Annotated in this window: 9 protein-coding genes; 2 read left to right on the top strand and 7 right to left on the bottom strand. The window is 40.7% G+C overall.

From position 1 onward, the window contains the following. Window positions 1-1,163: 1,163 nt before the first annotated feature. The 4 genes from PVE40_RS02840 to PVE40_RS02825 all read right to left on the bottom strand — a co-directional run bounded on the left by PVE40_RS02840 (window position 1,164) and on the right by PVE40_RS02825 (window position 11,185). Window positions 1,164-4,817 carry a YobI family P-loop NTPase gene (locus PVE40_RS02840; RefSeq protein ID WP_274730359.1) on the bottom strand — a complete coding sequence of 1,218 codons (3,654 nt, stop codon included), beginning with the start codon at window positions 4,815-4,817 and terminating at the stop codon, window positions 1,164-1,166. A 296-nt stretch (window positions 4,818-5,113) separates the two neighbouring features. Further along, window positions 5,114-8,134 carry a type I restriction endonuclease subunit R gene (locus PVE40_RS02835; protein ID WP_274730358.1) on the bottom strand — a complete coding sequence of 1,007 codons (3,021 nt, stop codon included), beginning with the start codon at window positions 8,132-8,134 and terminating at the stop codon, window positions 5,114-5,116. Continuing rightward, entirely contained in the window at window positions 8,134-9,414 is a 1,281-nt protein-coding gene (locus tag PVE40_RS02830) for a restriction endonuclease subunit S (protein ID WP_274730357.1), read from the bottom strand. The genes PVE40_RS02835 and PVE40_RS02830 overlap by 1 nt, the downstream gene beginning before the upstream one ends. After that, complete coding sequence (locus tag PVE40_RS02825) at window positions 9,407-11,185, bottom strand: type I restriction-modification system subunit M (RefSeq protein WP_274730356.1); 1,779 nt, start codon at window positions 11,183-11,185, stop codon at window positions 9,407-9,409. Before PVE40_RS02825 ends, PVE40_RS02830 begins: the two co-directional genes overlap by 8 nt. A gap of 207 nt (window positions 11,186-11,392) precedes the next feature. Here PVE40_RS02825 and PVE40_RS02820 point away from each other — a divergent pair, with 207 nt between their 5' ends. Continuing rightward, a complete protein-coding gene (locus tag PVE40_RS02820; protein ID WP_274730355.1) occupies window positions 11,393-12,301 on the top strand; it encodes a rolling circle replication-associated protein in 909 nt (302 codons plus the stop codon). Between the two features lie 206 nt (window positions 12,302-12,507). Then, on the top strand, window positions 12,508-13,467 hold the full coding sequence (locus tag PVE40_RS02815) for a hypothetical protein (RefSeq protein WP_274730354.1): 960 nt from the start codon (window positions 12,508-12,510) through the stop codon (window positions 13,465-13,467). An 88-nt stretch (window positions 13,468-13,555) separates the two neighbouring features. Here PVE40_RS02815 and PVE40_RS02810 read toward each other — a convergent pair whose 3' ends face one another. The 3 genes from PVE40_RS02810 to PVE40_RS02800 form a co-directional block, all read right to left on the bottom strand. After that, entirely contained in the window at window positions 13,556-14,185 is a 630-nt protein-coding gene (locus PVE40_RS02810) for a hypothetical protein (RefSeq protein WP_274730353.1), read from the bottom strand. Window positions 14,186-14,408: 223 nt separating this feature from the next. Continuing rightward, window positions 14,409-14,675: a helix-turn-helix domain-containing protein gene (locus tag PVE40_RS02805; protein WP_274730352.1), complete on the bottom strand. Its 267-nt coding sequence runs from the start codon at window positions 14,673-14,675 to the stop codon at window positions 14,409-14,411. 131 nt (window positions 14,676-14,806) lie between these two features. Further along, complete coding sequence (locus PVE40_RS02800; RefSeq protein WP_274730351.1) at window positions 14,807-15,058, bottom strand: hypothetical protein; 252 nt, start codon at window positions 15,056-15,058, stop codon at window positions 14,807-14,809. Between the last annotated feature and the right edge of the window lie 159 nt (window positions 15,059-15,217).

Here is a 15,217-nt window from a genome sequence, read left to right as displayed (position 1 = left end):
TTTAAAAAATCAGATGGAACCCAAGGGGTTCCTGCGCCCAAAAATAGGGCTCAAACCCGAAGTTGCCTGATGTGAACACAAAATATCTGGTCGATTTAATAAAATCAATGTGATACAAAAAAATCAGAATTCTTAAAAGTTAAAAAAGACATTTTTCAAGAAGATTTCAGGAGTATGAATAATTCAGGACATAAAAAAACACCTTAAGATTTATCAATGCTCAGCGCATTTCATTAAATATTTCGATTAGTTTTTACCGCCAAATCTGTAATGAAATTTCTTTATTTTTAAATAATATTGATAACGATAATTGAACAATTCTATATTTTCTTCTATTTTAAGAATGTTAATTATCCTACCCACTAAATACTCATCTTGATATTTAAGGTCTTGCTTCATTTTACATCTTTTTAACGATTCCTTAAGCATATGGATAATTCCACTTTTATTCCTATAATCAATGTCTCTACTCAGATTAATACAGTACATAATTTCAGAAAAAACAGTGATGGAAGTGATATAACTATTTTTCTTATCTGATTTTAAGTCAGTAACTTATGCCTTCAAGTGGAAAAAATTTATTTTAAAACTTCTTAGATTACAATTTGCAAAGTCTTAGGCAAATTTGGCAAAGAAAAAGGTACCAAGGGAAATAAAACAACAATTTTCCATATTTCTGCTGTTCTAACATAAAAGAGGGTTATTTTTGTATTACGCTGAAAGCTCTTTGGAACCCCCAGTCTATGCTGGGGTTCCGAAAAAGCATAAAAAAAGACGCTTCGCAAAATGATTTGCGAGACGTCTGAAGGTACTGATATGAAGCTGTTTTTAACGTTTTGAGAATTGAGAAGCTTTACGCGCTTTTTTCAAACCTGGTTTTTTAGATATTTCACTGTATTGAATTGCATGGGGTTGATTATAGGCTATTTGGTAAGTATTATCAATCCCTTTTATTAGATAATTCGGTACTGGAATGGAATTATTCAGTCATGGATTCAGTCACAATGCAACTAACACTGTTCTAAGATTCAGTCACAAATGAATAGATAACACGAATTCTAACCACGCTAAGTATTGATAGGGATAGTTTTAGTGGAACCACCTCAAATTAAGGAGGAGGCTCCACTATTTCCATATTCAGCCATAGAGGACCAACCAACCGCCTACTTCCTTTTGTTGCTAAATCTCACATGCCCGTTGGATTTAGAAATGGAAGTAACTCTTTCAATTTTTTCAAGTTCCTTTAACAGCTGATAGAACTTCACATTTAACTTTTTCGTCCCGTAAGCACCATAATGGATGGCTGATAGTGTGGCATCTATATAAGGTAAATAATTCTCAATTTCAGTCGCCGGTAGGATTTTTTCCTTTATCACATGTATCATGAGGGAAAGAAGGACGTCTTTATCTGACACACTTTCCTGTCTGTAAATAATTGCTATCTGTTTTGCAGACAACAAAATCTGGCTCTCGATGACCTGTTTAATCCATTCTACTTGCAAGGACTCCTCAATTGAGAATTTTTCCGCCACGAAGGATTTGTCAATGACTACGCGCAACATATCCTCTTCGAACAATTCCAACCCAATTATAATTTCCTCATCAGAAAACGAGATGCTTTCTTTTAAACGGAATGCTTCAGGTTCGTCCTGATGAATTAAGTGCATCTTTTGTTCGTTACTTAATAGATTTATATTAGCAAGTGTAACAGGAATGCATTTGTTATCCAGTAATATTTCAAAGGTCTTCGAAGACATGCTGGCAACGGAATAATCTGTATATTTCGAGAAGAATGATAAATTTATGGGTTGTACTTCAAACGCTTTATTGCTCACCACTTTCTGCATGTAGGCATGAGCAGCAGTTTTTTTATCATCTGTAATGTCGATATGTGTCAATTCGTTTGTTAAGCGTTGGACGACAATTTCATCCAATAAACAAGGGGTTGTATATTCAACGCCATGGTTCGTACTTGTTATAAAGTTATCCAGTGAGGCGTCGAAATTACCATTTTCAAAAATCAAGCGCTGCAACTCTTTATCCGTTATTTCAGATACGTCGGAAACAGGCTCTATATTATTTTTCAGTACATGCATTTTTAGTGATTCATCTATGTTGACGTGATTCATGATTTTAACCATCAGCGCATTATCTTCGTGTAACTCATCTATGTCACTTAAGATGGATACGAACTTCTCAAAGCTCTCGTTGATATTCCTACTTAATCCAGGAATGTCTAAGTTCAATAAAGCACTGATAGAAAATATGTCTTCATCTAATCCAGAGTATTTACGGAAGATACCGATAGCATTCTCTTTATTTATTTCGTACATACTGTTTTCAAGGATGTAATCAGCATCTTCTTGGCTCATTTCCCTAATTCCGGCATTACGGAACTTAACGGGATTATCCATGAAAATCTCTTGTAACGATTCAACTGACCTCATTTGTTTTTCGCGTAATGCATTAATAAATCCCGGTATTTTTTCGATTTGGCTGGTAACGTAGCTGTCTTTCTTCATGCATGATTTCAACAAATCGATGTCACATGAGAAAAAGATTCTGAAAATAAATTCATTTTTACTCACTGCATTTGGAAAATAAGGACTTAGTTCGCTAAACAGCGTCTGGTTCTTCTCCACAATCATTTTAAAGAATAATGCAGTATCTTCATAGGTTTCTGGAAATAATGTTTCAAGAAAAAGCACCTTGTCCCTACTCCTTAATCTGTCCTGGAAGGTTTCAACCATGAGCTTTCTTTTACTTGTTACTTCGGCTTCATCAAGCAATACGTCTTTAAAGAGACCGACAAGGATATTTTTATGGAGAATTGCCGTTTTATAAAAGTCGTTTTCAGACAACTCATGTATTGAGAGTGGGAAGTTTTCAAGTGTTTCGTCATCTTTTAGATTCGAGCCGGCTCTCAATTTTCTAATGATTGCTGAATCATTTCGACTTAATGTGTTTTCATATACATTAGAAATGTAGTTTCCATACTGTTCATCTATGTACCCTTCACCAATTAAGTAGAGAAGAAACAATGCATAGTCTGGAACTTTTACCGTGATTTTCTCTCTGAATTCTTCATTGGACGAAAGTAGTGATTTGACTGGTTCCGTCCACAGGTGTGCCAATTGACTATTCACTTGCTGCAGGTCTTTAATTATTCTTCCTTCTTCATCACCATGTGTCGATTCGAAGGAACTGTTTTCCTTTACTCCTGCCATTTGCAAATATTTTTGGATGTCCTCACGTTTGAATTGAACCCACGTCTGTCCATTATAGTATTTTATTGTATTTGTTGGATTAGTGAAGTCCTGAATAACAATATTATCTATTGGAAAGAGCTTCAAAGGACCTGTGTTCCCATTAGCAGCCTCCTTTACATATCCTTTAGAGAAATAGCTTGTTGGGACAGTTTTAACTATAAGACCGGAAATTGCCATTTCTGCCTTCAACTTGTTATCCGCATCGTAACTTGATAATCTTCTTTCCAATTCTGCTTTTTCTTGTTTTAGGTCTTCATTCAGCTTAGAAAGCAGCTCGTTTTTTTCTTCATGAAAAATACCATGCAGAATTCCCTTGTTTGATTGCAGTTCTGCAAAATCGGTTGGCATAATATTTTTGTAGACGATGATGGCAAAGAGTTTCTTATCGTCAAGATTATTAACATCTCTCAAATTGGCTTTATAAACTCGGAACTCATTGCAAATATTTTTGATTAACCGTAAGTCATCCAAGTAGATGGATATGTCGATTAAAAAGCGCTTCATCTCCGCTTCCTTAGCTAACTGTTCAGAATCGCTATTCTTTTCATTCGCTTCCCCAATTTTTTCTTGTTTTTCCCTCTCCTTTTCTAATTTCCTCCTCTCTTCCAATTCCTCCCGAAGAATTTTTTCCATTTGGGGGACAAGGAACTCCCGTGAATTATTGGAGTCTATAACGGGAATGATGGGCAAGATGAAATCAAAAAACTTCGTTCGAATATATTCCTGGCTTTCTTTTGCTGCCTTATCTCTTTTCTTTGTTTCGAAAATACTATCTTTGATAGCGTAGACAAATTTTACGGGCCCTTTTATCTGCTGTGAATTGTTTATCAAGTAATTCAATTCTCGCAAATGTTCAAATACTTCCAGCGAATTAAATCGGTCGATATCTTCAATAAAGACAACATTGACGCCACTCGTCTCAAAAAAATAGAGAATTTCATCCAAATATTTACTGAAATACGAATTGTCATTTGGGCTTGGTTCTACTGAAAAAGAACTGAAACTTAATTTTGATAGCTTGAATGTGGATGCCAGTAATCGCAAAATGAAATACAAAGAGTATGTTCCACTTACGCCTAAAGGGACCAACAGAAGCCAACGGGGTTCGTTAATCCCGGTTAATGATTCCAGTAATTCATGGCTAAACTCATCGTACTGGTTCATTAAAAACCACGAAGCAAGGAATATCCCGAGCATAATGGTATGCCAAAGGAATGTTCGATTCGAAATGCTACTGATACGTCTGAAACTTGAATACGGCATCTTGCTTTTCTTTTGTCGGTAAATCATTTGTTTAACCAGACTGTTCTCCAAGCGCTCCCATTTGTCTGCATCTACCGACTCGTCAGTAGGGCCTAAATTTCCCTCTGTCTCGACAAAGGCAGCCAACGACAAGTTTAGATAGGTGTACGTATCATTTTTTTTAATAAACGTTTGGATGATACTTGTCTTTCCAGACCCGTAATTCCCAATGATAGCAATATTTCTGTTTTCCGGAAAGGATAATGCCTCTTTTAGGGCATCAAGATACACTTTATTCTTTTCCAAATTTTCGTCATCTAATACCCCAGGAGCTAAACTGTGATATTTAGATTTTGGTGGCGCGTCCTTTTTGCATTTACAGTTTCGCGTAAATAAGTTCAATTTCCCCCTCCAATTCCCATGACATTGATAAATTTTCAAATCAACAATGATATCTTTTAGGGTATAATCCAATCTTTTAAAAGCAGTCGGTCATGGAAAGTAATTTTTGGTGAGACCTTTCATCATAATGACAATCCCTCCGCAACCCCATACTTTTTGATTCATGTAAATTAAATTATACTCGCATATTTTCCAACCACTTAGCTCCTGTACTTCTTGTATGTTTCTTTAGCCAAAACCATTTTAATAGCTTGATACAAGGCATTATCCTGGAACATCTTCTCGTACGCCTTCATCTTCTTGTCGTGGCTTTCAATGGTCTTGTCGTATTGCTCCATCGTCATGTCTTCAAAGAATCCGTTGAAATTATCCAGAAACATATTGAAGTCGTTTGTCTTCGCGGAAATTTCGAGTTGTTTGTTCCCTGCGTCAATCACTTCCGCCAGTTCACCAAGAATTACTTTATTCTCTTCCGTGACAACACCCGGATACTCCTGATTCACAGCCTTGATGATATTATCCAGCGTTTCATTCACTTCTTCCGGTTTTGTTGGTTCTGAACCAATTTTTGGTGGCGTGATTACATAAGGGCTGTCATCTTCTCGAATAGATAGGTCCCCTTTAAAAGTTTCCTTCAAATTGTAGTACTCCAATTGCAATACCCCGTCCAAATCAACGGTACCTCTGTCCACTTTCGGCAATAATGTTTCCAAATATTTGGCAAAAACATATTCCTTATGAAGCGGCTCATCGAACAAACGGATGATTTGAGCCAGATATCCGTATTGCTTGGTAAACTTGCGGGTACCTACCCGGAATTGGTATTGGTCATCCTCATCCAAATCCCTATAACGTTCCAGAATCGGTGTAAACAAACTGGTCATCTTACCCAAATCGGTTGTGGTCTGACGGCCTTTTTTGTAGTAGACGGCGATGAATTTCTCGATATCGGCATCGTTGTAGATGCGTTTGGCACGCAGGCGCTGCTGCAAATCATAAATGAGGTTCACATCCACCGCTTCGCTGATTTCCGTTTTCTCAAAGTAAGGCCGGAAAGCATCCTGAATCTCTTCGGCAGTATTCACAAAGTCCAGTATGAAGGTATCATTCTTACCGGGATGGGTGCGATTAACCCGTGACAGGGTTTGAACAGCTTTTGCCCCTCTCAATTTCTTGTCGATAAAGAGGGTATGCAATTTTGGCTGATTAAACCCGGTTTGGTATTTCTCCGCCACAATCAGCATATTAAAGTCGTCCGTATCGAATTCTTCGGGCAATTGGCGTTCGGCGATTGGTCGACCATCCTTGGTTTTATTAATGGTTGCTTCCCGGTATTCCCGTTCATCGTCGGTAACGACACCTGTAAAGGCAACCAACACGTCCAAATCACCATAGCCTTGTTCCTTGATATACTCTTTGAATTCATAGTAATAACGAACCGCATGTAACCGGCTGGAAGTGACCAACATGGCTTTGGCTTGCCCTCCGATTTTATTTCGAGTGACATCCCGGAACTGTTCCACCATGATGATGGTCTTTTGACGCAAGTTATGCGGATGCAAGGACTGGAAGCGGCGAATGGCCTGCACTCCTTGCGTGACCGGTATTTCGGGGTTTTCCTCGGTTGCTTTGGCAATCGCATAACTCGTTTGGTAGGTCATGTAGTTCTCCAACACATCCAAAATGAAATTTTCATCAATGGCTTGGCGCATCGAATAAACATGGAACGGTTTGAACCCGCCATCTTCCCGCGGGGTGCCGAACATTTCCAATGTTTGGGGCTTCGGTGTCGCTGTGAATGCAAAGAAACTCATGTTTGGATGCTTCCCGTGTGCCAACATTTCCTGCACAATGAAGTCTTCCCCGTCCACAATTTCCGCTTCTTCACGTTCTTCCATCTCGGCGAACTGACGCAAAGCCTCGGTTTTGTCCCCCAGCGCCGCTTTCAGTTTCTGGGCGCTCTGGCCGGTTTGGGAGGAATGGGCTTCATCCACGATAATGGCAAAGTTCTTGCCTGCTGTATTTTCCACTTCCTTGTAGATGACCGGGAACTTTTGCAAGGTGGTGATGATAATCCGGCGTCCATCATTGATGGCATCGCGCAAATCCTTCGAGGTCTTCTTCTCATCGATAGAGACAACCACACCATCAGTATGGTCAAAACTGGTGATATCCTTCTGGAGTTGTTGGTCCAACACCCGGCGGTCGGTCACGATAATCACGGTATCAAAGATGGACCTGTCCAGCGCATCATGCAAGGTGGACAGGCGATAGGCCAGCCAGGTGATGCTGTAGGATTTCCCGGACCCGGTCGAATGCTGGGCCAGGTAGTTCTTGCCTACCCCGTTCTCCTTCACATCTTTCATTACCTTGGTGACCAAATCCCACTGGTGATAACGCGGGAAAATCAAGGTCTGCTTCTTCTTGCTTTCCACCTTCAGGTGCAAATAGCGTTGCAGGATGTCCAACAAACTATCCGCATTCAAGATGTTTTCCCATAAGTAAGCAGTCGGGTAACCGTCCGGATTCGGCGGATTGCCTTTGCGTCCGACTTCTCCGGCCCCGTTTGAGCCTTGGTTGAACGGCAGAAAATACGTCTTGTCGCCTGCCAGTTTCGTCGCCATCCACGCCTCGTTCAAGTCCACCGCAAAGTACGCAAGGAAACGTTGGTTGAACTGGAAGCACTTCTCTTTATGGTTGCGCCGCATGAATTGGGCTTTGGCATGGTCCACATTCTGGCCTTTTGTCTGGTTTTTCAGTTCCAATGCCGCAACCGGAATGCCATTGAGGGACAGGACCATATCAATCGTATAATGCCGCTCGGATTCATAAGAAAACTGACGGATGACTTCCATGCGATTTGCCTTGTAGCGGGCAATGACTTCGGTGTTAAGGGTTGTTTCGGGCTTGAACCCGACCAGCTTGAACCGCACGCCGCGGTCGGTCACTTCATTGCGTAACACATGCAATAAACCATGGGTCTCAATCATCTGGTTGACCCGTTTACCCAATTGCTTCACAGGGTCATCAGGATAATTGCGCACATGCTTGCGCCACTGGACGGGTTGCGTTTCCTGGAGATAAGCGGCCAATGTTTCCACGTTCAGGGCCAAATCCTTGTCATACCCCAACTGGGTACCCGGGGTATAGCCCCCATTTTCCAACAGATAGGCTTCGATATCCGCCTCAAAGCGGATTTCACGTGTATCGGTAATCGCCATCACTCCACCTCCTTTTTCCCGGTCACGTATTCGTAAATCAACGACTTCTTGTATGCCTCCAGCTTCTCAATCATCGCTTGCTTGTTTTGAATCAGGTTGTCGATATGAGCGGTCTTTTCATCGAGGAAAGCAACGATTTGCTGTTGTTCGCTAATATTAGGTAATGGGTAAGAAAAGTCCTTGAAATCATTTTGGTATAAGTGAAGAATTGTACTATTAGGTGATTTGATTAAGTTAAACCATTTCCAAAATACATCTGAAAGGAGTACATAATACAAATATTTTTCATCATAAAAGTACTTAGTCTTTCTTATAAGTAGTACACCACTATTCAGAGATGCCTTTTCATCCAAATCAGATATAAGAGCCACTTTCCCAATCGTTCCATCTTTAGTTATCAGTAAATCGCCATTCTTCACATGAATATCGGGAGCTTCGTCAAATCTTTCTTCTGTAATATGTGTACATGTCTCCCAGTTTACTCTTCCTTTGTCGAAGTCTTTACCAGTTATCAAATATGGTCCTTCATCTTGGTATTCCTCGGAAGTTAGCCCTTGCCATCCGATTCTCCCTTTTAAGTAGCTTGCATATTTTATCCTCAATGATTCCCAATACTCTGGAATCATCCCAATCCACTCAATCCCACTGTCCTTCATCGGCACATCCGGGGTCAAGCCCTTGGTCACGGTCTCCGTAATCAGCGCCTGCTTGTAACGTTTGAAGGCGTCAATTGAAGCTTTTGTTTTTTCGATGAAGCTGTCGATGTGGAGAGTTTTTTCCGTTAGTTTATTCACTATCTCTTTTTGTTTTTCAATAGGTGGCATAGGGTAGAAGTTATTTTTAAGTTCATTTCCATTCACATGTGGGATACCCATTCCTGTATTTTTGGTCTTTAGGTCTTCCTCTGACGCCTTCAAAGAAAAATACATGTAGTCCGATTCCACCAAAGCATTTGTTTTAATGAGAGCAACCGTGGAAGAAAGAATTCCTTCTCTTGATTTGAAGAACTCTCCTGCATTTGACCCATCCCATAGTACAGTGATGTCCCCAGCATTGACCATTAACCCATCTTTTTTACTTGCGTATTCTTTTGGGTTTCCACCTGACCGTTGATACTCCATAGATAAATAAGGCAGATAATCACCATTTATATTAGATGAATAAAGATTAGGGAGTTTACCTTTTTTAACACTATAGAGATACTTCCCCTTTATAGTTTCCCATTGCTCCGGTATCTCCCCAATCCACTCCACACCGGAATCCTTCATCGGTCTACCCATCGACCTCGACCTCCTTGCCACTCAATTGCTCAAAGCTCTTAACAATTTCTTCCTCCAGGCGTTTGATTTCCTCGGCAATGACCTCCGTTGATTCGGGTGCCACATATTTATAGAAAAGACGCGTGAATGGAATCTCGTAGCCGACTTTCGTTTTCTTCTCATCAATCCAGGCATCCGGGTTGAACGGTTTCACTTCGCGCTCAAAGTATTCTTGAATGTCTTCTTTCAAGGGAATGTCCTCTGTATCGCGCAAGGTGGTATCCGCTACGGGTTTCTTGTTCTTCAAGACAACATTCCCGTCTGCATCGCGTTCCGGGGTTTCCACGACAACCTTGGAGAAGCCGAAGTCTTCATTGTCGAATACTTTCGATTCCACGAAATTATCGCCCTGAGTATACGTCTTATTCCTAAAGTCACCATAGGCTTGGACAATCACTTCCCGACAAGCTTCACTGATGTCCACACGCTTGGTCCCGATGGATTTGCGGCGTTTTTCGTACATGTTGGATGCATCAATCAACTGGACTTTTCCTTGACGGAGCGGGTCTTTTGTTTTGGCGAATACCCAAATATAGGTGGTGATGCCCGTGTTGTAGAAGACGTCGTTTGGCAATTGAATAATAGCTTCCAACCAGTCGTTTTCAATTACATAGCGGCGGATTTCGCTTTGCCCGCTGCCGGCAGCCCCACTGAATAATGCCGACCCGTTGTGGATAATGGCCATGCGGCCTGTGTCTTTCAGTTTGCTTAACCCGTTCAGCATGAACAACAGCTGCCCATCTGATTTTGCCGGCAAGCCTGGCTCAAAACGGCCGTTAGCCCCTTTGTCATGCTCGGCTTTGACTTTGGCGTAATCCGCCTTCCAATCAATCCCGAAGGGTGGGTTGGAGATACAATAGTCGAAGGTATAGCCTGTGAATTTGTCTTCGGTCAACGTATTTCCCCGTTGCATGTTATCCGGGTTCCCGCCGCGAATGAGCATATCTGCCTTGGCAATCGCAAAGGTCTTCCCGTTCAGCTCCTGTCCGTACATGGAAACATTGGCATCGCGGTCCAACAGTTTCAGGCGTTCTTCCATGGCGGTCAACATCTGACTCGTTCCCATGGTTTGGTCGTAAACGGATTTTACAACCCCTTCACTTTCCAATTCAACTTTCTCATTTTCCAACAGAATATCCGTCATCAAATAAATGATGTCCCGACTCGTAAAGTGAGCCCCGGCATCTTCGTTATAGCTCTCTGAGAAACGCTTCACCAAATCCTCGAAGATGTACCCCATGTCGGTGGCACTGATTGTATCGGCACCCATGTAACCTTTGGCAGTGTTGAATTCCTGAATCACTTGGAACAGTTTACCGGATTTCGCCAGCTTGGTGATGTGGGTATCCATCTCAAAGTTATCCAAGACATCCTGCACGTTTTCTGAGAAACCATTCAAATAAGCGCGGAAGTTAGTTTCGATGTTATCTGCATCGGCTAACAAACTGTCGAACGTATAGAGGCTTGTATTATAGAAAGTATAGCCAGACGCCCTCCTTAAAAAGCCATCCTTGACTTCCAGATTCTTTCGTTTCTCGACTTCTGTCAATACTTTTTCTCGTGTCGGCAAGAGTGTATCGTGGAACCGCTTGATGACCGTCATCGGTAAAATCACTTCGCCGTATTCATGTGGTTTGTAGAGACCGCGCAGTGTATCTGCGATGTTCCAGATTAATTGGGATTTTTCTCCAATATTGACGCTTGTGAGTAGTGCTCTGTCTTTTTCGTTCAATTTATTTTTCTCCTTTTGTGAAATTAGCTGTAGTAGAACTAAATCTCACTTCCGTATGTCAAAATTCCTATAATACTAAGTATATCAATGAAGTTTCTATTTGGGAATGATGAATCGAATCCAATCGGGCTGGTCAACCATCATTACCGAATATTTCCAAATTCAAAACAGTATATTGAACTATCAATCCGAAAAGGAGAATGGTTCATGCTGAAGAAAGAAAATTTGAACAGAATTGAAATTCTTGATAATGACTTTGTACGAGTAATACCAACTAAGAATAATGTAGATATCCGATACACGAAGCACCCAGAGGACTCCGTGATACAGAGAAAAGAACAGGTGACTGTCCAGTCACCGGAAAAAGTAAAAAGAATCGACAAGGAAACTTATCTTGACCCCAATACAAACGAGGTAAAGGAATACAATCGAAATACAGAGCGAACACAAAATGAATCGACATTCTATCGTACTCGCCGGGAGTTGAACTGGCTTATTCTGAATAACTTTTCTGGGGGAAATCAAGAACTCTTTTTGACACTCACCTACAATGAGCCCGTACAGAATCCATTTGAATTGGCAACAGATTTCCGTAACTACATGAAGCGAATCAACAACTATTTCAAAGCTCAGTACTCTTTCGACTATGTTGTTATTCGTGAACCGCACATGTCTGGCTCTTGGCACATGCATGTAATGCTTCGTTGTGACGATGAAATTACACCTGAAATCAAAGCCATTCTTACTGAGAGGTGGGATAACGGTACAGCGCATACCCAAAGCATTGTTCAAGTGAACAAATTAGCCGCGTATCTTACTTCTCATCTCACTCATTTGGTCATTGATGAAAATGGGGAAGACTCTGTTATGGTCGACTACTCATCAATGACAACAAAAACTATCATGAAGAACGCGCGACTTGATTTGTACCCTATGAGGTTTCGAATTTACTCTTCTTCGAGAGACATCAGGAAACCGACCAAGCAGTACATGACGTTTGCCGAGTGCAAACGACTCTACCAAATCTCACACTTCAAAAATTATGATGCTTCATTCAAACTGTTCAATTCACAATTCGCGCTTGTACAAAGGCACATTCAGCTCACGAAAAACTAATGAATGTACTTGTTGGAACTTCTTGATTATATATACACAAGTTGTCCATTTATCATTTGCAGCAATGCGATGCTTCTAAATTCAAATAGCAAACGTGCCTCTTCAAAGGAGTTCTCACCAGTACAACTCGATGTTGGAAGCATCTCTGCGCTGCAATAGAAATGCACATCCAATCCTGATAGAATAGAGGAAAGGAGGCAAAGAAATTGACCAAGCCAATCAATATTCCATTACATATATCCAAAGAAACAGAATCGTACTCATTAAGAACAATGCGTGAAATGCCACCAATCGAAGCAGAACAGTTGAATGCCCTTAGGAAGGCAGCAGCAGAGGTGATGAAACAACGACACGAAATGCTTCAATCAGCAAACATGGAAATATTTGAAATCAATATGAAGAAATACTCCGAGTTGGTAACTGCTGCTATAAAGCCCGTGCAATCTACTATGTTGAACATCGAACGACAGATGGAATCACTGAAAGGCGTATTTTCAAAAGTGCAACGAGACTACATAGCCAACATAATGGAAGCGACGCGAGTATCGATACCAGCTCTCGAAGCCTATAAAAAAAAGCGACAACCTTATGCCGCTTGGATGGAGCATGGTTGGATGCTGACGGTAGAATCTGAAGTCTCTTTTCGAAAATCATTCGAAGAAGGTAATAGCTTAACTGAAGACCTTGCATTGGAACTTTTGGAGGATGTAGACCTAATAGGAGAGTTGTCTCAATTAGTCGGTAATGAGAATGAGCGATACCAAGACATTGCTTTTTGTTTCGAGCACGAACGTTACGCGTTAGCTTGTCTGGCATTAATGGAACGCTTGGAAAGCAGAATTTCCCGTGCACAATTAGATAGTGGTATCCGGCTTGATAAAATAAAAACTGGTAAATCGGGGTTGAGTTCTTATATGGAAGACTTCGTGGAAGCTGATATTACTGCCATCGATATACATCGTTTCCTCGGAATCGAAAAGATGACAAATGAAATTTTTATGAATTTCCCCAAAAAGGAAGAAGATATCACTCCCCTCAATCGTAACCTTCTTTTTCATGGATTGGCAATCGAGAAGGCATCCAAAGTAGCGGCACTAAAATTACTTTGCCTTCTTATTGCTGTCATTTACCTGGAACAAGGTCTATCGGAGTTGGTGAAATCTTAGTTAATCAAAAGAGGACCTCCCAGTGTGGTCCTCTTCGTAATTACATGATTCATTTTTCATAAAGGACACAGAAATACTATTTCTTCTTTCAGCGAAAGAGCCTTCTCTTTTGGGTTTCTGCGCTTCTTTTTAGTTCTGTTCTCGTCATTTCACTTTCACTGTTGCTTTCTTGCCCATCTCTCCTTGCATACTCGCTTTTTGGAAGATTCCGTACCTCCTTAGATAAGTTTTCCAAGTGATTTGTCCAGTCATGGGTGAGGTCAGGGATGGCATTTTCCAATAGATATGCTTCTATACGGGGCACTCCTTTATCACTATATCGATTGTCAATTGCTTCTGCGAGTTCCATCATTTTCCTACGATGAAATTGAATGGTTTCATCCATTCCTGGATGTGGTCCCGGCATTTCCTTAACTACCCAGACTCGTATGTTAGCTGGCCAAGCTAAATTGGGACCTCCCTGTGTCAAACTGATAAGGAGAAGCATATTTGGATGCGAACGGCAGCCCAAGACATGTACCACCGTAGAAGTCCTTTTGCCAAACAGGCGGGCAGAAATACTATCCAAGAAAGGATACTCATCCTTCCAACTCATCGCCTGTTCTTCAACTTCCCTACCTTCATCTTTTACCTTTTGGGTTGCTTTCTTCTTATCATTGTCCAACTTTACGGTTTGAAACGCTAAGGCAACCGTTCGCCAAAATTCTTCAGACGGCATTTCGCATCCTTCTTTCTCAGCTTTTCATTCATTATATACCATTTTTTAAAATCAAGAAAAAAATGCAACCGGCATGAAACCGAGGCTGCTGAAAAAGTCGCATAATAGTAAAAATGGCCAATTAGAAATGTTGATACGTCAACAATCTAATTGGTCATTTTCTTTGGAATTGATAGTTTTTCAGCAGCTTCCTTGAAACCCATATATGCTCATGCTTGCGGTTCTATATATCAAATAGCATGTTGTCGTCTACCCATCGGTCTATATCTTCTCTATCGTACTTAATCGTTTTTCCGAACTTCAGGTAAGGCAACTCATTAAATATATACTTTTCCGCTGTCACGTATGATATACCCAAGTAAAGGCATGCTTCTTTCTTATTCAAATACTTCTTATTCTGGATAATTAGCTCACTATAGTATTTCTCAATTTGAACTGACACAGCGGTTTCAATCAACTCCAAAACCTGTTTGTCAATGGAACTCTCCATACAATCACCTCCTTTGAGTAATTGTATGGAGTTTCATAGGGTTTAATTCAAATTATATTAAACTTCTTGATATTCCCTTTTTTTGGTTTCACTAATCGCCAGTCCAATTTTTCTTATCTTTATCCACGAGACTATTCCTTCCGGATTACAAATACATTGGTATATTTCAGATTCGGTCCATTATTAATTTTCATCGTTTTATCTTTTTTTTCGACTGTCGTGGGTGGGGTGACGTTCACAAGCAAATAGGTTTCGTTATTCCCTTTTTCGATAGAGAAATAATCTCCCTCCACGATACCAATGTTTGCCAACAAATCGTCGGGTATTGGCAAATACAACTCATCGCCGTCTCTCATTACTTTTGTTTCCCAATACTTAGTCATGGCCGCACACTCCTTTTCCCTATATTATTCATTATTTAGACTATATACACAATGAAACAAAAAAATCTGCGCTTAAAATAGTTGGACCGATAAACAATCCACGCCTATCAAATGGTATACGATAGTGACATTTCGATGCGATGAACTTTGTTATAATAA

The organism is Jeotgalibaca caeni (genome assembly GCF_028863945.1).
GTDB classification, from domain to species: domain Bacteria; phylum Bacillota; class Bacilli; order Lactobacillales; family Aerococcaceae; genus Jeotgalibaca; species Jeotgalibaca caeni.
The sequence above is the reverse complement of the archived record's forward strand: the minus strand, read 5'-3'. Positions and strand labels throughout refer to the sequence as shown.

Excerpts from the sequence above, each read along its gene's own strand:
- PVE40_RS02835 (WP_274730358.1), bottom strand. The coding sequence starts at position 8,134 with ATGGCGATTACCGATACACGTGAAATCCGCTTTGAGGCGGATATCGAA.
- PVE40_RS02830 (WP_274730357.1), bottom strand. The coding sequence starts at position 9,414 with ATGGGTAGACCGATGAAGGATTCCGGTGTGGAGTGGATTGGGGAGATA.
- PVE40_RS02820 (WP_274730355.1), top strand. The coding sequence starts at position 11,393 with ATGCTGAAGAAAGAAAATTTGAACAGAATTGAAATTCTTGATAATGAC.
- PVE40_RS02810 (WP_274730353.1), bottom strand. The coding sequence starts at position 14,185 with ATGCCGTCTGAAGAATTTTGGCGAACGGTTGCCTTAGCGTTTCAAACC.
- PVE40_RS02805 (WP_274730352.1), bottom strand. The coding sequence starts at position 14,675 with ATGGAGAGTTCCATTGACAAACAGGTTTTGGAGTTGATTGAAACCGCT.
- PVE40_RS02800 (WP_274730351.1), bottom strand. The coding sequence starts at position 15,058 with ATGACTAAGTATTGGGAAACAAAAGTAATGAGAGACGGCGATGAGTTG.